The organism is Pseudomonas sp. C9-3 (assembly GCF_032392015.1).
In the GTDB taxonomy this organism is placed as follows: Bacteria; Pseudomonadota; Gammaproteobacteria; order Pseudomonadales; family Pseudomonadaceae; genus Pseudomonas; species Pseudomonas nitroreducens.
The window spans coordinates 3,076,443-3,098,281 of record NZ_CP135919.1 but is presented as its reverse complement, the minus strand read 5'-3'; the positions used below and the strand labels follow the sequence as shown (position 1 = coordinate 3,098,281).

Sequence of the window (21,839 nt, the reverse complement as noted above, 5' to 3'; positions counted from 1 at the left end):
CGCTCAAGCGGCAACCCGTGGCGGGAAGCACTCCACCAGCCAGTCGATGAACACCCGCAAGCGGTGAGTGACGTAGCGGTTCTGCGGGTAGACGACGTGGAAGGGGTAGGGCGGTGGGCGCCAGTCCGCGAGGATTTCCACCAGCGTGCCGTCGCGCAGGGCGGCACCGGCGGCGTAGGAGAAAGTCTGGATGATGCCCAGGCCGGCGACGCAGGCCGCCAGGTGCGCGTTGCTTTCATTGACGCCGATGCGGTGCTCGATCTTCAGCTCGCTGCGTTCGCCGTCACGCTCGAAGCGGAAGGGCACCGCGCGACCGTTCTGCGGTGACAGGTAGCTGACCAGCCGGTGGCCGTTGCGCAGTTCCTCGGGGTAAGCGGGGATGCCGTTGTGGCGCAGGTACTCGGGCGAGGCGCAGGTGACCATGGTCGCCTGGCCGATGCCGCGCGCCACCAGTGACGAGGCGTCCAGCGCGCCGCCGCGGATCACGCAGTCGACGTTGTCGCCGATCAGGTCCACCGAGCGGTCGGACACGCCCAGGTCGATGCGAATATCCGGGTAGCGCGCCAGGAAGTCCGGCAGCAGCGGTATCAGTACGTCCCGCGCGGTCGAGCCGCCGACATCGATGCGCAGATGGCCGCGTGGCTTGCTGCGGGCAATGTTGAAGGACGAGTCGATGTCTTCCAGGTCACGCAATACGCGGCTGGCCTTGGCGTAGTAGTCCTGGCCTTCGGGCGTCACCGTGACGCGCCTTGTGGTGCGCTGCAGCAGGCGGACGCCCAGGTGCGCCTCCAGCTCCTGCACCAGCTTGCTGAGGGTGGCGTTGGGCATGTCCAGCGAGTCGGCGGCGCGGGTGAAGTTGCCGGCTTCCACCACGCGGGCGAAGGCACGGATGGCCTGGAGTTGGTCCATGGGAGTTCCTCTAAGGGGATCGCCTGATTATCCATGGGTATGGATAGTCATTCCATTGTATGCGCTTTTTCCATCAATTGCCGGGCCCTAGAGTAGCGCCATGCCTCACCGCAAAGCCGCGCCAGATGCCGGCCAGGAGGCAGAACCCTCAACTCGCAAGGCTCAGGAGCTCATCATGAACAAGTCCCTCACTGGTAAAGTTGCACTGGTCACCGGCGGCAGCACCGGCATCGGCCTCGGCGCCGCACAGGAACTCGCCGCGCAAGGTGCCCGCGTCTTCATCACCGGCCGCCGCCAGGCCGAACTGGACGCCGCCGTTGAAGCCATCGGCCCGGCCGCCACGGCCATCCGTGCCGACGCCTCGGTGCTCGCCGATCTCGATGCGGTGTACGCGCAGATCGCAAAAACTGCCGGCCGGCTGGATATCCTCTTTGCCAACGCGGGCGGCGGCGACATGCTCCCGCTGGGCGCGATCACCGAGGAACACTTCGACCGAATCTTCGGCACCAATGTGCGCGGCGTGCTGTTCACCGTGCAGAAGGCATTGCCGCTGCTGGTCGATGGCGCGTCGGTGATCCTCACCTCGTCCACCACTTCGATCCAGGGCACTGCCAACTTCAGCGTGTACAGCGCGAGCAAGGCCGCCGTGCGCAACTTCGCCCGCTCCTGGGCGCTGGATCTGAAGGACCGGGGCATTCGCGTCAATGTCGTCAGCCCCGGCCCGGTCCGTACTCCCGGCCTCGGCGACCTGGTGCCCGAGGAAGCGCGCCAGGGCCTGTTCGATGCGTTGGCCAGCCGGGTACCGCTGGGCCGGCTGGGCGAACCTCGCGAGATTGGCAAGGCAGTGGCCTTCCTGGCCTCGGAGTCGGCCAGCTTCATCAACGGCATCGAGTTGTTCGTCGATGGTGGCATGGCACAGGTCTGACCATGCCATGGGCCGGGCAGGGCGTGCGTCCTGCCGCGGCCTGGGTGGCTCTGGTGTGCTGGCCCGTTTGCCCTATACAGTCGCGGCAAGCCAGTTTTCAAGAGAGGAGCCGCCAGCCATGAATGACACGTCAACCGACCTGCGCAACTGGTTCGACCAGGGCGGCCAGGCCTACGCGCGCTTCCGCCCCGAGTACCCGGCGGAGCTTGCCTCCTGCCTGGCCTCGCTGGCTCCCGACCGGTCGCTGGCAGTCGACGTGGGTTGCGGTAGCGGCCAGCTGACCCGGCAATTGGCCGAGCATTTCAGCTCGGTCGTCGGCTTCGATCCCAGTGCGGAGCAGATTGCCCATGCCGCCCCTCGCGCGAACCTGAGCTACGCCTGCGCCCAGGCCGAAGAACTCCCGCTGGCCGACCGCAGCGCCAGCCTGATCACGGCGGCACAGGCCGCGCACTGGTTCGACCTGCCGAAGTTCTACGCCGAGGTCCGGCGAATCGCCGAGCCCGACGCGGTCCTGGCGCTGATCAGCTACGGCGTGCTGCACCTGGACGGCGATCCGGGCAAGCGCTTCGAGACTTTCTACTGGCAGGAGATCGGCCCCTACTGGCCCGCCGAGCGCAAGCTGGTGGACAGCGGCTACGCGACCCTCGATTTCCCCTTCGCCGAGTTTCCGGGGCCGGAGATCGCCATCCGCCTGGAATGGACCCTCGACGAGTTCCTCGGCTACGTCTCCACCTGGTCGGCAGTGCGCAGCGCCCGGGAAGCCGGGCGCGAAGACCTGCTGCAGCATTTCGCCGCCGACCTGGCCGAGCGCTGGGGCGACCCTGCCGCGCGGCTTGCGGTCAGATGGCCGATCAACATGAGGATTGGACGGGTGTGAAATCCCCGTCACTCATCGGTTGGCGCAAGGCCTGGCAGCGTTTTGTCCGGCGATTGCGGGATCGAAGCGCTCGCTGGTGTCCATACGGACATTGCGCAAGGCCAGCGTCTCCAGATGCGCTGCGTGGAGGAGTTCCGCACGGTAGCTGATCAGGATCGTGCGGCGGCGGGCACCGTTGATGTTCAGGCTGCCCGCGTGCACCAGGTCGACGTCGAAGACCAGGATGTCACCGGCCCGCCCGCTCAGATGCACGGCAGCGGACTCGTCCAGGAAGTCGAGCGGCGGTGCTGCGGGAGTCGGCCGATGGCTGCGGGGAACGATCCGGGTGGCGCCATTTCCCTGAGCGAAGTCATCGAGAAAGGCAAGGGCGCTTACCATGTCGCCCGGACGCCGGGCCGACAGATCGCGATGCAGCTGTTGATGACCGCCGCCGGGCAAGGGCTCGCGCCCTTCGACCTGAGCGAGGAAAAAACGCTCGCCGATCAGCATGCCCGCTGCCGACAGCAGTTGCGGCAGGCGACACGCCGCCTGCACGGCCGGCTCCAGGTCCATCTGCGCATGGCGCCAATCCATTCCGCGGGGCACCGGCCATTGATCCGATGGCAGGACATTGGCCTCGAAAGCCGCACGCAGCTCCTCGAGCATCGCGTGCGGGATCACCTGGCGCAGCAGCGCGTAGCCCTCCCGGTGAAGTTGTGCCTGATCCAGCATGGCTTGGTCCATTCCCCTCTCGTCCATGATCGCGGCCCCAAGGGCCAGTCCAGAGCGTCTGCTGCTTGCCGCCGGCATTTTATCGGTGCTGGCCGGCTGCCTAGCGTACGAAGGATTTCTGCTACGGCCAATATCCGGCGCTTGCGGAGTACCGTAGACTCCCGCGATCTGCCGGGGAGACCACTATGCATAAAGGGATTTGGCTAGGTTTGGGGTTGTCGTTGTGCGCGTTCGGAGCAGCCCACGCGGCGCAGCCCGGCCAGGACGACCCGCTGCTGTCGAGCCCGTCGACGTCCAGCGGGGCCGGCGATGTACGGGGCATCCTGCGCGCGCGCGATCAGGCGATGCTGTCCAGCGAGCTGGCCGGGCGCATCCTGGAGATGCCCTTCGCCGAGGGGCAATCCTTCCGCAAGGGCGACGTGCTGGTCCGTTTCGATTGCTCCGCGTATCAGGCTCAACTGAACGCCGCGCAGGCCGGTGCCAAGGCGGCCAGCGAGCAACTGGCGCACAACCGCCAGTTGGCGGCGCTCAACTCGGTAGGGCGCTTCGAGGTCGCGCTGGCCGAGGCCAAGCTTGCCGAAGCCCAGGCCCAGGCCCAGGTCTACCAGGTCCAGGTGCGCCGCTGTGCGCTCACCGCGCCCTTCGACGGCCAGGTCGTGCAGCGCAAGGCGCAGCCTTTCGAAAGCGTCAGTGGTGGTGCGCCGCTGCTGGAAATCGTCGACAACCGCAGCCTGGAAATCCGCCTGCTGGTGCCCTCGCGCTGGGTCGCAAGGCTCAAGGCGGGGCAGTCCTTCACCTTCGTTCCCGATGAAACCGGCGAGCCGCTGCAGGCCGAGGTTAAGCGCCTGGGTGCGCGGATCGACGAGGGCAGCCAGATGCTGCCGCTGATCGCCACCCTGCCGGCCGAGACCAAGGGCCTGCTGGCCGGCATGAGCGGGACGGCACGCTTCGCGGAGACGCCATGAACGCACCGCAGGTCGGCCTGGCCGAGCGGCTCTTCGCCCAGTTCCTCGAGCTGGAGCGCCAGGCCCGCGCAGCAGGAACCGTCGAGCAACTGGCTTACCACATCGTCAACGATGGGCAGGCACTGTTCGGCTACCGCCACGCGGCGCTGCTGATCGCGGGCAAGGTGCAGGCGCTGACCGGCATCAGCGTCGTCGAACCCAATGCGCCCTTCGTCGCCTTCGTCGAGCAGGCCTGCGCCCAACTGCAGAGGCTCGGCGCCCTGGACAAGCCGCAGCGCGTCGACTTCCAGGCCCTGGGTGCGCAGCAGCAGGCTGATTGGCAGGCGCTCTCCGCCGGAGACGTCTTCTGGCTGCCGCTGGCGGACCAGCAGGGGGCTGTCTTTGGCGGCCTCTGGCTGGCTCGCGAGCAACCGTGGAGCGAAGCGGAGCAGGCGCTGCTGGTGCAACTGGGCGATGCCTACGCCCACGCCTGGAAAGCCCTGCAGCCGCGCAAGCCCTGGCGAGCGCGTTGGCCGAAGAAGAAGTTGTCGATGATCGCCGCCGGGCTGTGCCTGTTGCTGCTCGTACCCGTGCGCCAGTCGGTACTGGCGCCGGCTGAGGTCGTCCCGCTGGACGGCCAGGTCATCGCCGCACCGCTGGACGGAGTGATCCAGCAGGTGCTGGTCAAGCCCAACCAGACGGTCAAGGCCGGCGACCTGCTGGTGCGTTTCGACGCCACCACGCTGCAGGCGCAGGCGGACGTAGCCGAGCGCTCCCTCGGCGTGGCCGAGGCCGAACTCAAGGCCAACTCGCAACGCGCCTTTTCCGACGCCGAATCAGGCGCCAGGGTCGATCTGCTGGCGGCGCGAGTGGAACAGAAGCGCGCCGAGCGCGACTACGCCCGCGACCTGCTGGCGCGCGCCGAGGTGCGGGCGCCACGCGACGGCATCGCGGTATTCGCCGACGCCGAGCGCTGGACCGGCAAACCGGTGCAGACCGGCGAGCGCCTGATGGAGCTGGCCGATCCTCGCCAGGCTGAGCTGCGTATCGACCTGGCGGTGGGCGACGCCATTGCCCTCGAACCCGGCTCCGAAGCCGTGCTTTTGCTCGACAGCGACCCGCTGCGCCGCCATGTCGCTCGCCTGGAGCGCGCGGCCTACGAGGCCCAGACCACCGCCGCCGGGCAACTGGCGTACCGGCTGGACGCCGCCTTCGAGGAAGCGCCTCCGCGCATCGGCCTGCGCGGCACCGCCAAGCTGTATGGTGATCGCGCGCCGCTGGCCTATTACCTGTTGCGCCGGCCACTGGTTGCCGCGCGCCAGAGTCTGGGGCTGTGATGCTGCCGGCGCTGCGCCCGGACCTGCAGTTGTCGCCGGCGGCGCCGGGGCTCGACGGTGCGCCGCAATGGACGCTGGCCGACCCGCTGCGCGGACGCTACTTCAAACTCGGTGGCGCTGCCGTGCGTCTGCTGCGCCACTGGACCCTCGGTGACCCGCAGCGGGTGCTGGGGGCGGCCAATGCGGAAGCTGGCGAAGCCCTGGGAGAGCAGGAGCTGGAAGACTTCCTGCGCTTCCTGCGTGGGCATGACCTGATCGCCGCCGTCGACGCCGAACAACGCGCCAGCTATGGGCAAAAAGCTGCATTGCAGCGGCACAGCCTCTGGCAGAAAGTGCTGCACCAGTACCTGTTCTTCCGCATTCCGCTATGGCGCCCGGACGCCTTCCTCAATCGCGCTTGGCCGGTACTGCGCCGCCACGGCCCGTGGATGCTGCGCTGGGGCTTGCCGCTGACCTTCGCCCTCGGTGCCTTCCTGGTGGCGCGCGACTGGGAGCGCTTCCTGGCGACCTTTCCGCACCTGTTCAGCCTGGGCGGGGCGCTGGCTTTCGGCGTGGCGCTGACCTTTGCCAAGCTCTGCCACGAGTTCGGCCACGCCTTCATGGCCAAGCGAGCCGGTTGCCGGGTGCAGAGCATGGGGCTGGCCTTCATGGTGATGTTGCCGATGTTCTACACCGATGTCAGCGATGCCTGGCGGGTCAGTGACCGTCGTTCGCGGCTGTTGATCGGCGCTGGTGGCGTGCTCGCCGAACTGGTGCTGGCGGTACTCGCGCTGCTGGCCTGGTCGCTGCTGCCGGACGGGCCGCTGCGCACCTCGGCGTTCATGCTCGCCAGCGCGACCTGGATCACCACCGTGCTGGTGAACCTCAATCCGTTCATGCGCTTCGACGGCTACTTCCTGCTCACCGACCTGCTGGGCGTGGAGAACCTCCAGGCGCGGGCGTTCGCGCTGTGCCGCTGGCGGCTGCGCGAAGCCCTGTTCGGCTATGGCGAGCCGATGCCCGAACCCTGGCCGCCGACCTTGCGCCGGCGCCTGCTGATCTGGGGCTACGGCTCGTGGATCTGGCGCGCCGTGCTGTTCTTCGGCATCGCCCTGGCGGTCTACCACCTGTTCTTCAAGCTGCTGGGCATCTTCCTGATGCTGGTGGAGCTGGTCTGGTTCATCGGCCTGCCGATCTGGCGGGAGCTGCGCGAATGGTGGCAGCGCCGCGAACAGGCGGCGCCGCACAAGGTCGTCGGGCTCGGGCTCGCATTGCTCGCCGCAATGGCGCTGCTGGCGGTTCCCTGGCGTGGCTCCGTGGAGGTGCCGGCCATGCTGGAGGCGATGCGTGCCGCGGCGTTGCATGCGCCGCTGGCCGCGCAGGTCGGACGGGTGCTGGTGCACGATGGGCAGGCGGTGGAACAGGGCGAACTGCTGCTGGAGCTGATTTCGCCGGACCTGGACGCCAAGCAACTGATCGTGCGCCGCGAGATCGACCTGCTGCAATTGCAGTTGCGCCGCCAGGCCGGACGCAGCGAGACGGCCTCCGATGTCGGCATTCTCGAGCAGCGGCTCGCCGAATCGGTTGCCCAGTACCGGGGCCTTGCCGCCCAGCGCCAGCGTCTGCAATTGCGCGCGCCACATGCCGGAGTGGTGCGCGACCTGCTGCCGGACCTGAGCCAGGGCCGTTGGCTGAAACCAGCCGACGTGCTGGTGCGGGTGGTGGAGCCCGGATTGCGCCTGCGCGGTTATCTGGCCGAAGCCGATCTGTGGCGCGTACAGAGTGGCACGCAAGGGCGCTTCATCGCCGACGACCCGGCGCGCCCGGCGCTGCCGGTGAAACTGGACGAGGTGGACGCCAACGGTACGCTGTTCGTCGATCTGGAGGCGCTGAGCTCCGACCACCATGGTCCGATTGCCGTGCGCCGCGATGCCCAGCACCGCGCCGAACCGGTCCAGGGCCAATACGGCGTGCGCCTGAGCCCGATCGAAGAGCCCTGGCAACTGGCGCAACCACAGCGCGGCATGGTCGTGCTGAAGGGCAGTGGCCAGTCGATCCTGGGGTTAGCCTGGCGGCGCCTGGCGGCTCTGGGTGTGCGGGAGAGCGGATTCTGAAGCGGCGCCTTTTCTCGGAGCAAGGATGGTTCCATGAATGCGACATCGTTACCCCGCTGTGCCCGGCTTGGGCTGGATATACCTCTACAGCCTTTGCTCGAGGCATTGGCTGCCGTTGACGAGGCGGCCTGGCAGCGGCATTTCAACAGCGATTTCTACGAAGGTGACTGGAGTGGGGTGGCGCTGATCACGCCCGAGGACGCGCCGTTGCCGTTGGCTCCGGGGCAGGGTGCGCCGCTGGTCAGCGAATTGCTCAGGCGCAGCGCGGTGTGGCAGGCCGCGCTGGGTGCCTTTCGCACGACAATACGCAGCGCGCGCCTGCTGCGCCTGGGGGCCGGCTCGCGGATCCACGAGCATTGCGACCCTGACCTGGGGCTGCCCGACAGTGACCTGCGCCTGCACCTGCCGTTGTTGAGCGCGGACGGCGTGGAGTTTCTGGTCGATGGCCTGCAGGTGCCGATGCGCCCGGGGCAATGCTGGTTCGTCGATCTCGCCCGCCCGCACCGGGTCGACAATCCAGGGCCAGGCGAGCGTATCCACCTGGTGCTCGACTGCCAGCGCAACGACTGGCTGCTGGACCTCATCGAACAGGGCCTGGCGAATACGCCGAGACTCAGTCCTGGCCGGGCAGGCCAGGCGTTCGAGTGCTTCCGCGAACAGGTGGCGCAGGAGCCGGAGCTCACCCGTGCACTGTGCGAGCTGACCGATAGCGCGGCCTTTGTCGAACGGGTCGTTTCACTGGGCGCCGCCCGCGACCTGCACTTTTCCGACGCCGAAGTGCGTGCCGCGATGCGTCTTGCCCGGCGCGCCTGGAGTGACCAATGGCGAGCCTGAAGCCTGAATTCGAATTTCGTGGTTGGCGGCCCATCCGTGCCTGGCATGAAGCACAGGGCTGGCGCCTGGACTGGTGCTGGTTCGGCGAGCAGCGCCTGACCCTACCCTTCTTCCATGACGACGTGGAGCAGGCTCTGCGCCTGCCCTTCAACCTGGCGTTCCGCCGCGAGACCGGTCTGGCCGAGCTGCTCGATTGGCAGCGCGCGAGCCCCGGCCTCGCGCCGAGCCTGCTGGTCTTCCACGCTTCGCGCTGTGGCTCGACGCTGCTGGCGCAGATGCTCGCGGGGCTCGATAGCCACCTGGTGCTCTCCGAGCCGGGCCCGCTGGACAGCCTGCTGCGCAGTCACTATCGCCACGCTTGGGAGGAGGGCAAGCAGGAGCAGGCCGTCATCGCGATGCTGTCGGCGCTGGCACAGAGCGCGGGGCCGCCGGCGCAGCACCTGGTGGTGAAACTCGATGCCTGGAATCTATTCGAGCTGCCGCTGATTCGCCGCTGCTTCCCCGATACGCCATGGATTTTCCTTTACCGCGATCCGCTGGAGATCGCCGCATCGCACCTGAACATGCCGGGCATGCAGATGATTCCCGGCCAACTGAACCCGTCGCCGCTGAACCTGGCCGATGAGCCGGTAGCGCCGCGAGAGGCGTACATCGCTCGTCGTCTTGGACGGTTGCTGGCGCTGGCGGTAGAGGCATGCCGCGAACATGGCGGCCTGGTGGTGGCATACGAGGAGTTGCCGCAGGTGTTGGCCGGGCGCCTGCGCGAGCGCTTGCGGCTGACCCATGAGCAGGTCGAGCAAGCCATGGCGGTCAGCCAGCGCAATGCCAAGCGTCCAGGCGAGGCTTTCATGGCGGACTCCCAGGGCAAACGCGACTCCGCTTCGGCGCTGCTGCGCGACTCCGTGGCGCGTTGGGCTGGGGCGCCTTACCGGGAGTTGGAGGCGTTGCGCAGGGATCAGGCGGATTGAGCGGGCTCGCGGCGCATCTGCCATTGCGCCTCATCCGGCACACCCGGCAGGCTCTCGAAGCCCAGGCGCTGGTACAGGCGCACCGCGGGATTGTGGCGCATCACGGCGAGCTCCAGCGCCTTGCCCTGGCGGTCGGCGTGGGCGATGACCTCGCGCAGCAGGCACTCGCCGATGCCGCGACCGCGCTGGTTGGCCTCCAGGCCTATTTCGACGATGCGCAGGCTGTTCGGGCCTTCGTCGATGGTCAATACGCCGATGGGCTCGCCGTCGAGCAGGAGCAGTTCGGTACGCGCACCGGGAAAGTCGCTGGCGAAGATCCGCTGCTGCAGTTGCCACTGCTGCTCGAGCAGGGCGGGGCAGGCCTCGATCAGCGCCGCATCCAGGCCGCGCAGCTGCGCGAACAGGCGCTTCAGCCAGGGTTCGTCGGCGCTGCCGGCGGCGCGGCGAAGCAGGGTAGGGCGGGTCTTTATCTCGCTCATGGGCTGTTGTAGTTTTCCTGGCTTGGTCTATTCAGGTGCAGGTTCAGGTTTCCAGGCTTCGCAGGGCGCAGCTTGCCATTCAACGATCAGGGAGTGACCTCATGCTCATCGACCTCCAGGGCCTGACGGCCCAGGCATTCAGCTCGGAACTCGGCCAGGTGTTCACCGCGCACACCGTTCCCGACCCGGTCCAGCTGACCTTGCACAACGTCATCGAAGGTCGCGAGGTCGGCAATGGTTTTCGCACGCCCTTTACGCTGATCTTCACGACGCCAATGAGTGTGCTGCTGCTGGAGGCCCAGTATCGCCTGAGCAGCCCGGGCGGGCGCGACTACGAGTTGTACCTGGCTCCGCTGGCGGCGACGGTCGGCGGCCAGCGCCACTACCAGGCCCTGTTCAACTAGGGCCTGGTAGCGGGCTGTCCCGATCAGTTGCGGCTGGGGAATACGCCGAAGGCGCAGATGCACTGGGTCAGCGCCAGATAGGGCTGCATGACGGGGGTAGGGTAGCTGCTGCCGGCATTGGCCAGTGTCACGCCAAGTTGCGCCTGCACTGGTATCCCCACCGTGCCCGGCGCAGGACCGTAGATCTGCACCGTGACGGTGTCACGCCCACTGGCGCCCACCGACTGCCCCAGCGTATCGCTGGCCGTCGCCTGGCTGGAGCTGGCCGCGCTGCTGGACTGCTGCAGCAGTACGGTTGCCTCGGCGGTGGCGCCGTGGGTGTGGTACGGCAGGTTGGTTGGGAGCAGGGTGATCTGCTCCGTCCCGGCTACAGCGCCCAGCGGCAAGTTGGCGCTCTGGCCCATGGCAACGCGCCCACCCAGATTGGGCAGGCAGAAGGTGTTGATACCGTCGCCTCCGTAGACGGTGCCCAGCAGCGAGTAGAGTGTCTGGTTCTGCGCAATAAGGATCTGCTGGCCATTGCAGGTCATCCAGTTTTTCGGTGCGAAACTGCCGGCAAACGGTGCGACGACGCCTATGTAGCTGTCGACATCCATGTGATGCTCCTTGAGTCGTCAGTTGCGGGAAGGGAAGAGCCCGGCGACGCAGATGATGTAGTTGATTGCCTGGAATGGCTGCACGATGGAGAACGGCTGGGAACCTCCGGTCGGCTGGACGTTGACCGTCGCTGAACTGGTCAGCGGCAGGTTCACCGAGCCCGGCGCCGGTGCGTAGATCTTCACGTCGACCGTATCGCGACCGTAGAGGCCATTGGCTGTCGCCAGCACCAAGGTATCGGTCGGCGCGGCCGAGGTAGCAGCTGCAGTGCTGGTCGGCAGCGAGGCACTGATGGTGCTGGTGGCGGTGTGGGTGTGTATCGGCATCTGGGCGGTGGTCAGGGTTGTACTCTCGTTGCCGCCAATGGCGCCGAGAGGGTAGTTGGATGTGCCCGGCGACTGACCCGCGCCGACGGGGACGCGCCCCTGCAGGTTGGGCAGGCCGAAGGTGTTCTGGCCGTTGCCGCCGTAGGTGGTACCCAGCAGCGAGAACAGGGCGCTGTTCTGCTGGATGGCGAGGATCTGCCCAGCGCAGAACATCCAGCCGCGAGGTGCGAAGCTCGGGGCCCAGCCGCTGATCGAGCCGAGATAAGACTGTTCACTCATGATCATTTCCCTAATTTGAGTTGTTATTGCTTCATCACGGAAGACGCGACCCGGCCACCAATCCCCTGGCGGCTGGGCCGCCTGGAAACATAGACGAAATCCGCCAGAGCGCAGGGCGATCGGTTGCCTGCCCATCCTTTGATCGAAATACCCGATGCTCCGGCATTCTGGCCATTGACGGCACATGGCCTTCAGGCATTATGGCGAGATCATTCCAATAACAATTTGCCAGCTTGCAGTCGCTGTACCGGAGCGGTACGGCAGTGTGGGTGTGCTCTCAGGGAGGAGGCCATATGTTCAGGCATTGGTTTGGATCGTCGGCCGTTCGCAAACATCAGTCCGGCGCCATGCGCTCCCCACTGGCGATGAGTCTCGAAGCCAGGATGATGTTCGACGGCGCGGTCGCCGCGACCGTGGCGGATACCGCCGCCAGCCAGGGCGCGGATCATCCCGCCGGCAAGGACAGCACCCCCACCGATCAGCCTTCCCACGACAGCCTCGCTGCTGCTCCCACCGCCTCCAGCGACCAACGCCATGAAGTGGTGTTCGTCGACAGCAAGGTCGCCAACTACCAGCAACTGGTCGCCAGCCTGAAGCCGGGCACCGAGGTAGTGGTGCTGGATGGCAACAAGGACGGCCTGCAGCAGATCGCCCAGTACCTCAATGGCCGCAGCGGCATCGACGCTATCCATATCCTCAGTCACGGCGAAGAGGGCGAGGTGCACCTGGGCAATACCGTGCTCAGCGCCAACAACCTGGCCAGCAAGGCCGGCGAGCTGTCCGCCATTGGCGACAGCCTGGATGCCAACGGCGACATCCTCATCTATGGCTGCGATGTGGCCAAGGGCTCCGGCGAGGTGCTGTTGCAGCAACTCTCGGCGTATACCCGCGCCGACGTGGCGGCCTCTACCGACCGCACCGGCGCCGCGGCGCTGGGCGGCAACTGGACGCTGGAGGCGCACACCGGCAACATCGAGACGAGCCGACCCTGGGCTGCCGATGGTGGCCCCGACTATGCCGACCTGCTGGCGCTGCCTTCGGCAGTCCAGAACCTGGGCAACACCTACTGGACCAACAACACCGGCGCCAACACGGTGGACGGCTTCACCCTCAGCGAGTCCACCGGGGCCACCCGCGCCAGCTCGGCGAACTCGATCTACTACAGCACCGGGGTCGCCCAGGACGGCAGCGCCAACTACTACTATCAGTTGACCTGGACTGCGGATAACGTCGACCTTGGCAAGTTCGACCTGGACGGCATGGTGATCCAGAGTTTCGGCGGCAACTACCGGCTGGACTTCTCGGCCGTCTCCGGCGGGAACACGGTGACCCAGAGCTTCACCTACAACGGTGCCCAGGGTCCGCTGACCGTCGACATCAACAGTGCACTGTTCAACGACATCAGCGCTTTCACTGTGCGGGTCACCAACCTGAACGGCTCCACGTCGGTTGCCAACATGGACCTGCAACAGGTCATCCTGACCGACCTCAAGGGTCCCAACGCCGACCCGGTGCTGGGCGGGCTCAATGGCAAGACCGCCAGCTACACCGAGGGCGGTAGCGCCACGCTGATCGACGCCACGGGCGTGGCCACGGTGACCGACAGCGACTCGGCGAATTTCGACGGAGGCCAGTTGAGCGTGGCCATCTCCTCGGGCGGGCAATCGCTGGAGGATGTGCTGGGTATTCGCAACCAGGGCTCCGGTGCGGGCGAGATCGGCGTGTCTGGCGCCAACGTCACCTACGGCGGCGTGGTCATCGGCACTTACAGCGGTGGCAGCAACGGCACCAACCTGGTGGTCACCTTCAATTCCGCGGCTACCGCGGCCGCCGCCCAGGCGCTCGTGCGCAACCTGACCTATGTGAACAGCAACGGGTTCGACCCGGGTACGACGACGCGCAACATCAGCGTGACCGTCACCGACGGCGATGGCGGCACCAGCGCGAGCGCCAGCGTCGCGCTCAGCGTGGTGGCGGTGAACGACGCCCCCGTGCTGTCGCCCGCCAGCAACCTGGTGAGCTACACCGAAAACGGTGCCGGTTCGATCCTGAACCCTGGCCTGACGCTGGTGGACGATGGCAGCAGCTTCCAGAAGGCCACGGTCGTCATCACCGATGTGCGCGTCGGCGATTCGCTGAACTTTGTCGCCCAGAACGGCTTCTCCGCGACCTACAACGGCTTGACCGGCACCCTGGTCATCACGGGCACCGGCAACGCAGCGGCGCTGCAGACCGCTCTGCGCTCGATCAGTTTCTCATCCGGCTCGCACGACCCGACCTTTGGCGGTAGCGACACCTCCCGGCAGATCAGCTTCATCGTCACCGACAGCGCTGGCGCGGATTCCAACATGGCCGTCGTCGACGTGGCAATCAACGCAGTCAACGACGCGCCGACCCTGTCCGGTGGTCCCTACACCTGGGTGGGGACCGATGAAGATACCAGCTCCTCGGAAGTCACAGTCGCCAGCCTGGTGGCCGGCATGAGCTACCAGGACAGCGACACCGCCGCCGTCGGTATCGCGCTGACGGGCAGCACCGGTAGGGGTACCTGGCAATACTCCACTGATGGCGTCACCTGGACCACGGTCGGCGCGGTGTCCAATACCAGCGCGCTGCTGCTATCGGGCAGTACCCAGCTTCGCTACATACCCGATGGCGCCAACGGTGAGACGGCCGCACTGACTTTCCGCGCCTGGGACCAGACCGCTGGCAACGCCTCCGTCGATGGCGTGCGCCACACCGCCGATACCAGCACCAACGGTGGCTCCACGGCTTTCTCGACGGGCACTGCGCAGGCAACGCTCAGCGTCAGCAGCCTCAACGATGCGCCGGTGCTGATTCCGTCCAGCCCGGTGCTCAACGGGCTGACCGATAGTGACGTGGACAATGTCGGGCAGGCGGTTTCCAGTTTCATCAGCGGGCAAGTCAGCGATGTGGATACTGGCGCGGTACAGGGCATTGCCATCACCGGCATGAACTCGGGTGTTGGCGGTACCTGGCAATTCAGCGTGAACAACGGCGCCAGCTGGCAGAACGTCGGAGTGGTCTCCTTCAATTCGGCGCTGCTGCTGCGCAGCGTCGACCGCGTGCGCTTCGTGCCGGACGGCATCAATGGCACCACCGCAAGCATCACCTACAGAGCCTGGGACCAGACCGACATCACAGCCGGCCTGCAAGGCACCAAGGCCAATGCATCCGGCGCTGGTGGCGGCTCGCCGTACTCCATCGGCAGCGACACCGCCTCCATTACCGTTACAGCGATCAACGATGCGCCGCTGATCACCGCCAGCAGTGGCAGCGCCGCGTTCGTCGAAGGCGCTAACGTCGCTTCGACTCCGGTGGTGATCGACAGCGGCCTCATGGTGACCGACGCCGACTCGCCTTTGCTGCAGGGCGCCAGGGTGCAGATCGCCGGCAATTTCCAGATGGGTGAGGATGCGCTCGGTTTCACCAGCAATCCGGCTACCATGGGCGACATTGTCGGCGTCTATGACAGCACCACCGGCACCATGATCCTGAGTTCCGCCGCCGGCGCCACCGCCGCGCAATGGCAGGCGGCGTTGCGCTCGGTGACCTACAGCAACAGCTCGGACACCCCGAACACCTCCACCCGCAGCATCAGCTTCAGCGTGAACGACGGCTCGCTCGAGAGTGCCTCAGCCACGCGCACGGTGACGGTGACGGCTGCCAACGACTCTCCGCAGCTCAGTCTGCCCTCGGTGATCAACCTCATTGAAGATAGCGCGGGCAGTATTACCGGCATCAGCGTTTCCGACGTCGACGCGGGCACCGGCAACGTCCAGGTCACCTTCACTCTGCCTGCCGGCTACGGCACCCTGAACGCGGCGGTCAGCGGCACCGTCGCCGTCGGCACGGCGATGTACAGCGTGATCCTTACCGGGCGGGTCGCGGACATCAACGCCTACCTTGCCGGCAACAACCTGACCTACATGCCGTCGCCGAATTACTTCGGCGACGTCAGCCTCGACGTCCGCGTGAGTGACCTGGGCAACAGCGGTGGCCCGGCGCAGACCAGCAGCGGCAGCCTGACGCTGCACGTCGAAGGGGTGAACGACGCCCCGAACCTTCCCGTGGTGCCGTCGTCCCCGGTGAACGCCAGCGAGGACGTGCCCCTGGTGCTGACCGGTATCAGTTTCAGCGATATCGACGCCGGCTCCGGACAGGTCGAGGCAAGTTTCAGCGTACTGCCCGACAAAGGCACCTTCAGCGCGTTGGCGGCAGGCGGCGTGACGCTGACGGGCTCGGGCAGCAACCACCTGGTGCTCAGCGGCACCCTGGCGGATATCAACGCTTTCGTCGCCAGCGGCGCGGTGAGCTACCTTTCGGCGGCCAATGCATCGGGCACTGTTACCGTGACGGTCAGGCTCGATGACCTTGGCAATACCGGTATGGGCGGCAACATGTATGCGTCGAGCACCTTCAACCTGGCCATCAGCCCGGTGAACGACGCCCCGGTGAACAGCGTACCGGGAAGCCAGTCGGTGCTCGGTGGCCAGACGCTGTTCTTCGGCGTCGGCAGCGGCAACCCGATTTCCATTTCGGACGTGGATGTGGGCAGTGGAACCATGCGGGTGACACTCACCGCCGTCAACGGGACGATCACCCTGGGCAGCGTCACCGGCCTGGCGTTCAGCGTCGGCAGTGGTTCCGCTGACAGCACCGTCACCTTCGATGGAAGTCTCGCCGATATCAACCATGCTCTGGCCGGCATGAGCTTCAGCCCTACGGCCGGCTACAACGGCCCGGCCTCGCTGCAGATCGTCAGCAACGACCTGGGGCAGTCCGGAAGCGGCGGCAGCCAGACCGACAGTGACTTCATCCTGATCACGGTGGAGCAGCCCAACCCGCGTATCGTCAGTGTCAGCGCCGGCAATCCGGATGGCACCTACAAGGTGGGCGACCTGATTGTGGTACAGGTCCAGTTCGACCGCTCGGTGTTCGTCAACACCAGTGGTGGCGTCCCCAGCCTGTTGCTGGAAACCGGCCTGGTCGATCGCGAGGCGGTCTATATCAGCGGCTCGGGCAGCAACATCCTGACGTTCCAGTACATCGTGCAGGCCGGAGACCGCAGCGCCGATCTCGACGCCCAGAGCACCACGGCATTGCGACTCAATGGCGCGGTACTGGCCAACGCCAACAACGACCTGGCGATCCTGACGTTGCCCACCATCGGCGGCGCGGACTCCCTCGGTGGTCGCAGCGATATCGTGATCGATGGCGTGGCGCCCACGGTCACCAGCGTCGGCGTGCCGGCCAACGGTACCTACGTGGCGGGGCAGAACCTCGATTTCACGGTGAACTTCAACGAGAACGTCATCGTCGACAGCAGTGGCGGTACGCCGCGCATCGCCGTGACCCTGGACAGCGGCGGCACCGTCTTTGCGCAATACGTCAGTGGCAGCGGCGGCAGTGCCCTGGTGTTCCGCCTGGTGGTGGCCAGCGGTCAGCTGGACGCCAACGGCATCACCCTCGGCTCGTCCATCCAGGCCAACGGCGGTACGATGCGCGACGCTGCCGGCAACAACATCGTCAATGGCCTCAACAGCGTGGCGAGCACCAGTGGCGTGCTGGTCGATGCCGTGGTGCCCACGGTCAGCAGCGTCAGTGTGCCGGTCGGCGTTCCCTACAATGCCGGCGATACCCTGACCTTCGTGGTCAACACCAGCGAGGCGGTTGTGGTCAACGGTGTCCCGCGGCTGGCCCTGGATATCGGCGGCCACACGGTATTCGCCGATCTGGTCGCCGGCTCCGGTACTTCGACGCTGGTGTTCCAGTACACCGTCCAGGCGGGTGACAACGACGCCGACGGCATCAGCGTGGGCGCTCTGTCGGCCAACGGCGCCACCCTGCGCGATGTCGCCGGCAACGACATGAACCTGACGCTCAACAATGTGGGCGGCACCAGTGACGTTATCGTCGATACCGTCGCACCGACCCCCAGCGCCATCGTCACCCTCGATCCGTCGCCGACCAATGCCGGCAGCGTGCGTTACACCGTGACCTTCAGCGAGAACGTCAGTGGCGTCGACCTGGGTGATTTCACCCTGGTCGGCAGCGGTACTGCCGCCGGCAGCCTGAGCGGCCTGCAGCAGATCGACGCGCGCACTTACCAGATTACCGTCAGTGGCATCTCGGGGACGGGCACGTTGGGCCTGAACCTCAACGGCAGCGCCACCGGCATTGTCGACGCAGCGGGCAACCCATTGAGCGGCGGCCTGGCCGGCGCGGTGTACAGCGTCGACCGCGATGCGCCGACCATCACCGCGGTCAGCGTGCCGCCGGGCGCACTGAACAATGCGGGCAGCACCCTCGAGTTCGTGGTGCAGACCAGCGAGGCCGTGGTGGTGGATGGCTCGCCGAAGCTGGCGATCGACATGGGCGGGCGCACCGTCTATGCCGACTACGTCAGTGGCTCTGGCAGCACCAGCCTGGTGTTCCGCTACACCGTCCAGGCTGGCGACAACGACGCCGACGGTATCCAGGTCAGCGGGCTTTCCGCGAATGGCGGCTCCCTGCGCGACGCCACCGGCAATGCGCTGAATCCATCCCTGAACGGCGTCGGCGACAGCCACGGCGTGCTGGTGGACACCCGCGCGCCCACGGCGACCGGAATCGTGCGCCTGGACCCGTCACCCACCGGCGCGAGCACGGTGAATTTCCTGGTGACCTTCGACGAGGACGTCAGCGGCGTCGATGCCGGCGATTTCTCCCTGGTGACCAGCAACTCGGCCAGCGGCAGTATCGTCTCGGTCGTGCAACTGGACGCACGCATCTACCGCGTGACTGTCGGCAGCGTGAGCGGGCAGGGCAGCCTGGGCCTGACGGTCAACGCCGGCGGCATCAATGATGCCGCCGGCAATGCCCTGGGCAATTCCCTGCGCGGCGACAGTTACGTGATCGGCTCGCTGTCCGATGGCGATCCGCAGTTCCGCATCACCACGCCGAGCGTACCGGCTACGCCGTCGCCGACGCCGTTGCAGCCCAACGTGCCTGTGCTGGTCACGCCGCAGGGCACTTCGCCGGTGCTCCCGCCCTCGCTGTTCCAGAACGAAGGTGCCGGTGGCCTGCCGCCGCTGGGCAATATCTTCGTGCAGAACGGCGGGCTGTCGCAGAGCTTCATCGCCCAGGCCTTCGGCAGTTCGTCGTTCGGCGATGGCAGTGGCAAGGGCTTCCTCGGCTTCGGCGGCGGCGATGCCGGGGTATTCGGCAGCAGCACGCTGGCGGGCATCTTCGATCGCAACGGCGTCGACGAGAACACGCCGCTCAAGGCCTTCGACCGCCGTAGCGGTGATATCGACCAGGGCATCCGTGGCATCTTCGGTGCACCGAGCCTGGCGCAGCAGTTGCATCAGATCCACGAATCCGAACAACAACCGGTGCGTGAGCTGGCCTGGGCGCTGGGGCAGGTTGCCCAGGGCCGCGACGCATCCTGATCAGCACATCCAAAAGCACAACAAGCACAAGAACGAAGCCGTAACCAGGGGGACGGCCAGGGATGAAAAAACACACGACTTTGCTAGGGATCAGCTTGTTGGCACTTGCCGTGTCAGGCTGCGCCGTTACTACACAACCCATCGACCGCAGCGTCAGCGAGCAACGTGCCCGCGACGACCTGCGGGCGATGTTCAAGGATCAGGAGCCGCTCAGTGGCCCGCTGACCCTGCACGAGGCCATGGCCCGCGCGGTGAAGTACAACCTCGAGTCGCGCCTGAAGGTGATGGAAGAGGCGCTGTCGCGCCGGCAGCTCGACCTCGCGACCTTCGACATGCTGCCGCGTATGGCGCTCGAAGCGGGCTACGCCGGGCGCAACAACCAGAGCGCGTCCAGCAGCCAGAGCGTGCTGACCAACACCCAGTCGCTGGAACCTTCCACCTCGCAGGATCGTGACCGCGATGTCGCCGACCTCACCATGGTGTGGAACGTGCTGGACTTCGGCGTCAGCTACGTCAGCGCCAAGCAGCAGGCCGACCAGCGCCTGATCGTCCAGGAGCGCCGGCGCAAGGTGGTGCAAACCATCATCCAGGACGTGCGCTCGGCCTATTGGCGTGCCGTCGCCGCGCAACGCCTGCTGGATCGCATCGATGCGCTGATGGCGCGGGTCGACAGTGCGCGCAAGGACAGCCAGCAGATGAGCCAGCAGCGCATTGGCGATCCGGTCCAGGCACTGGGCTACCAGCGCGCCCTGATCGAAGCCAGCCGCCAGCTGGAAGAGCAGCGCCGCGCGCTGTCCCTGGCCAAGACCGAACTGGCCACGCTGATCAACCTGCCGCTGGGCACCGACCTGACCCTGGCAGCGCCGGAAGGCTACGACGTGCCGGAGTTGAAAGTGGGCATCGAGCAGCTGGAGCAGCAGGCCCTGGCCAGCCGCCCGGAACTGCGCGAGCAGGACTACCAGGCGCGTATCAGCGCCGCGGAAACCCGCAAGGCCATGCTGCGCCTGCTGCCAGGCCTGGAATTCTCTGCTGGCGGGCACTACGACTCCAACAGCTTCCTGGTCAACAACCGCTGGGCCGACTACGGCGTGAAGGTCACCTGGAACCTGTTCAACGTCCTGTCCGCCCCGGCAGCCATCGATGTTGCCAAGGCCGGCGAAGACGTCAACGTGGCGCGTCGCCAGGCCATGTCGATGGCCGTTCTGGCGCAGCTCTACGTGGCCAACGCCAACTACAACGAGGCGCGCCGCCAGTTCGTCACCACGCAGGAACTGGCCAGCCTGGATAACCAGATCGTCGGCCAGTTACGCAACCGCCACCAGGCGCAGGGCATCGGTGAACTGGACCTGATCCAGGGCGAGCTCAACGCCCTGCAGGCGGACCTGCGTCGCGACCTGGCCTATGCCGAGCTGCGCAACAGCTACGGACAGGTGTTCGCCTCGGCCGGCGTCGACCCGCTGCCCAGCAATGCTCCGGACACGAAGCTGAGCACGCTGGCCAATGGCCTGGCCGAGAAGGAACACCAGCTCGATAGCGGCAACGTGCAGTAAGACGCGGGTGAGGCACTGGTGCGCCAGGTGAATGGCGTACCGGTGCACGAAGCCATGGTGTCCGCGCGCAGGGCGGCAGCGGATACGCTCAACCCGCTGCCTTGCAGTCCTCGGCCTGCTGTTTCGGCGCAGGTTGAGGTGCAGCCGCCTTGCCACCGGACAACCGCGACACTCCGAACAACACCAGTGCCAGGCCGGCCAGTTGGTAGATCGAGATCGCCTCGCCCAGCAGGGCCCAGGAGGCGAACACGGTGAGTACCGGCCCCAGGTTGCCGAACGCCGCCGCGTGGGTGGCGCCCATGCGCTGGATGGCCAGCGCCATCCAGTAGATCGGCAGCACGGTGGAGATCAGTGCCATCAGGGCGCCGTAGAGCCACACCGAGCCTGGCAGGGTTGCCAGCTGCTGTGCGTCGCCGGTCACCGCGTAGTGCCCCAGTACCATCACCGACGAGGCGATGCCGGCCAGCGCGGCCAGGCGCATCGAGCCGACACGCTGGATCACCGCGGCGGTGCCGATGTAGTACACCGCGTAGGCCACGGCGCTGGCGAAGACCCAGACGGCGCCCAGCAGGATCTGCCCGCCGCTGCCTTCCATCTTGATGTCGTGCACCAGGGCTATGCCCAGGCCGAGGTAGCACAGGCCCATCGCTGCAAGGGTGCGCGAGCTCGGGCGTTCGCGGGTCATGGCCATCTGCAGCAGCAGGACCAGTGTCGGATAGGTGAACAGGACCAACCGCTCCAGACCTGCGCTGATGTACTCCAGGCCGTAGAAGTCGAACAGGCTCGACAGGTAATAGCCGACCAGCCCGAGCAGCAGGATGCGTACGCCGTCGGGCAGGGAGAGCCGTGCCTGTTGCGGCCCCCGGCTGAACCACAGCAGCCAGAGGAACAGCGGCAGCGCCAGCCCCATGCGGATGGCCAGCACCGTGATCGCATCCACGGACGCGGCCGCATAGGAGAGCTTGACGAAAACCGCCTTGAGGCTGAAGCCGGTGGCGGACAGCACGGCGAAGAACACGCCGTTGTGCAGGCTGCGCTGGTACAGGGAAGTCAGATTGTTCATGTCGGCGGGAACGCAGGGCAGGGTAAAGGCATTATTCTAGGGAGAAGGCTGGGCCGCTAGAATGCTGGATTGGCGAAGATTGCTTTCAT

The 21,839-nt window shown here is 66.5% G+C and carries 16 protein-coding genes; 10 read left to right on the top strand and 6 right to left on the bottom strand.

Going from position 1 to position 21,839, the window contains the following annotated elements; translation table 11 throughout:
- Window positions 1–3: 3 nt before the first annotated feature.
- A complete protein-coding gene (locus tag RS899_RS13820; protein WP_054908884.1) occupies window positions 4–909 on the bottom strand; it encodes a LysR family transcriptional regulator in 906 nt (301 codons plus the stop codon).
- Between the two features lie 175 nt (window positions 910–1,084).
- Between RS899_RS13820 and RS899_RS13815 the strand changes: the two genes are divergently transcribed.
- Both RS899_RS13815 and RS899_RS13810 read left to right on the top strand, forming a co-directional pair.
- On the top strand, window positions 1,085–1,834 hold the full coding sequence (locus RS899_RS13815) for an SDR family NAD(P)-dependent oxidoreductase (RefSeq protein WP_315810241.1): 750 nt from the start codon (window positions 1,085–1,087) through the stop codon (window positions 1,832–1,834).
- Window positions 1,835–1,952: 118 nt separating this feature from the next.
- Complete coding sequence (locus tag RS899_RS13810; protein ID WP_315810240.1) at window positions 1,953–2,711, top strand: class I SAM-dependent methyltransferase; 759 nt, start codon at window positions 1,953–1,955, stop codon at window positions 2,709–2,711.
- Between the two features lie 12 nt (window positions 2,712–2,723).
- On the opposite strand, the gene RS899_RS13805 is transcribed toward RS899_RS13810, so the two are convergent.
- Window positions 2,724–3,422: a phytanoyl-CoA dioxygenase family protein gene (locus RS899_RS13805; protein ID WP_315810437.1), complete on the bottom strand. Its 699-nt coding sequence runs from the start codon at window positions 3,420–3,422 to the stop codon at window positions 2,724–2,726.
- Between the two features lie 185 nt (window positions 3,423–3,607).
- Between RS899_RS13805 and RS899_RS13800 the strand changes: the two genes are divergently transcribed.
- The 5 genes from RS899_RS13800 to RS899_RS13780 are packed head-to-tail and all read left to right on the top strand — an operon-like array spanning window position 3,608 to window position 9,598.
- A complete protein-coding gene (locus tag RS899_RS13800; RefSeq protein ID WP_315810239.1) occupies window positions 3,608–4,387 on the top strand; it encodes an efflux RND transporter periplasmic adaptor subunit in 780 nt (259 codons plus the stop codon).
- A complete protein-coding gene (locus tag RS899_RS13795; protein WP_315810238.1) occupies window positions 4,384–5,703 on the top strand; it encodes an efflux RND transporter periplasmic adaptor subunit in 1,320 nt (439 codons plus the stop codon). The genes RS899_RS13800 and RS899_RS13795 overlap by 4 nt, the downstream gene beginning before the upstream one ends.
- Window positions 5,700–7,796, top strand: a complete 2,097-nt coding sequence (locus RS899_RS13790; protein ID WP_315810237.1) for a site-2 protease family protein — start codon at window positions 5,700–5,702, stop codon at window positions 7,794–7,796. The genes RS899_RS13795 and RS899_RS13790 overlap by 4 nt, the downstream gene beginning before the upstream one ends.
- 33 nt (window positions 7,797–7,829) lie before the next feature.
- Complete coding sequence (locus tag RS899_RS13785) at window positions 7,830–8,630, top strand: aspartyl/asparaginyl beta-hydroxylase domain-containing protein (RefSeq protein WP_315810236.1); 801 nt, start codon at window positions 7,830–7,832, stop codon at window positions 8,628–8,630.
- Window positions 8,618–9,598 carry a sulfotransferase family protein gene (locus RS899_RS13780; RefSeq protein ID WP_315810235.1) on the top strand — a complete coding sequence of 327 codons (981 nt, stop codon included), beginning with the start codon at window positions 8,618–8,620 and terminating at the stop codon, window positions 9,596–9,598. Before RS899_RS13785 ends, RS899_RS13780 begins: the two co-directional genes overlap by 13 nt.
- On the opposite strand, the gene RS899_RS13775 is transcribed toward RS899_RS13780, so the two are convergent.
- Window positions 9,586–10,077, bottom strand: a complete 492-nt coding sequence (locus RS899_RS13775; RefSeq protein ID WP_315810234.1) for a GNAT family N-acetyltransferase — start codon at window positions 10,075–10,077, stop codon at window positions 9,586–9,588. The genes RS899_RS13780 and RS899_RS13775 overlap by 13 nt on opposite strands.
- Before the next feature lie 101 nt (window positions 10,078–10,178).
- Here RS899_RS13775 and RS899_RS13770 point away from each other — a divergent pair, with 101 nt between their 5' ends.
- Window positions 10,179–10,481, top strand: a complete 303-nt coding sequence (locus RS899_RS13770) for a DUF6916 family protein (protein ID WP_315810233.1) — start codon at window positions 10,179–10,181, stop codon at window positions 10,479–10,481.
- Window positions 10,482–10,504: 23 nt separating this feature from the next.
- Here RS899_RS13770 and RS899_RS13765 read toward each other — a convergent pair whose 3' ends face one another.
- Both RS899_RS13765 and RS899_RS13760 read right to left on the bottom strand, forming a co-directional pair.
- On the bottom strand, window positions 10,505–11,077 hold the full coding sequence (locus RS899_RS13765) for a phage tail protein (RefSeq protein ID WP_054908894.1): 573 nt from the start codon (window positions 11,075–11,077) through the stop codon (window positions 10,505–10,507).
- Between the two features lie 18 nt (window positions 11,078–11,095).
- Window positions 11,096–11,683 (bottom strand): phage tail protein, encoded by a 588-nt coding sequence (locus RS899_RS13760; RefSeq protein ID WP_233297733.1) that lies wholly within the window; start codon window positions 11,681–11,683, stop codon window positions 11,096–11,098.
- A gap of 347 nt (window positions 11,684–12,030) precedes the next feature.
- On the opposite strand from RS899_RS13760, the gene RS899_RS13755 reads away from it, so the two are divergent.
- Window positions 12,031–19,137, top strand: coding sequence for a DUF4347 domain-containing protein (locus RS899_RS13755; RefSeq protein ID WP_315810232.1), 7,107 nt, complete (start codon window positions 12,031–12,033; stop codon window positions 19,135–19,137).
- Window positions 19,138–19,199: 62 nt separating this feature from the next.
- The gene (locus tag RS899_RS13750; protein ID WP_054908897.1) at window positions 19,200–20,687 is read left to right on the top strand and encodes a TolC family protein; all 1,488 of its coding nucleotides are present in this window, start codon (window positions 19,200–19,202) and stop codon (window positions 20,685–20,687) included.
- A gap of 88 nt (window positions 20,688–20,775) precedes the next feature.
- Here the strand turns inward: RS899_RS13750 and RS899_RS13745 are convergent, their stop codons facing one another.
- Window positions 20,776–21,750, bottom strand: a complete 975-nt coding sequence (locus tag RS899_RS13745; RefSeq protein ID WP_315810231.1) for a DMT family transporter — start codon at window positions 21,748–21,750, stop codon at window positions 20,776–20,778.
- Window positions 21,751–21,839: the final 89 nt, after the last annotated feature.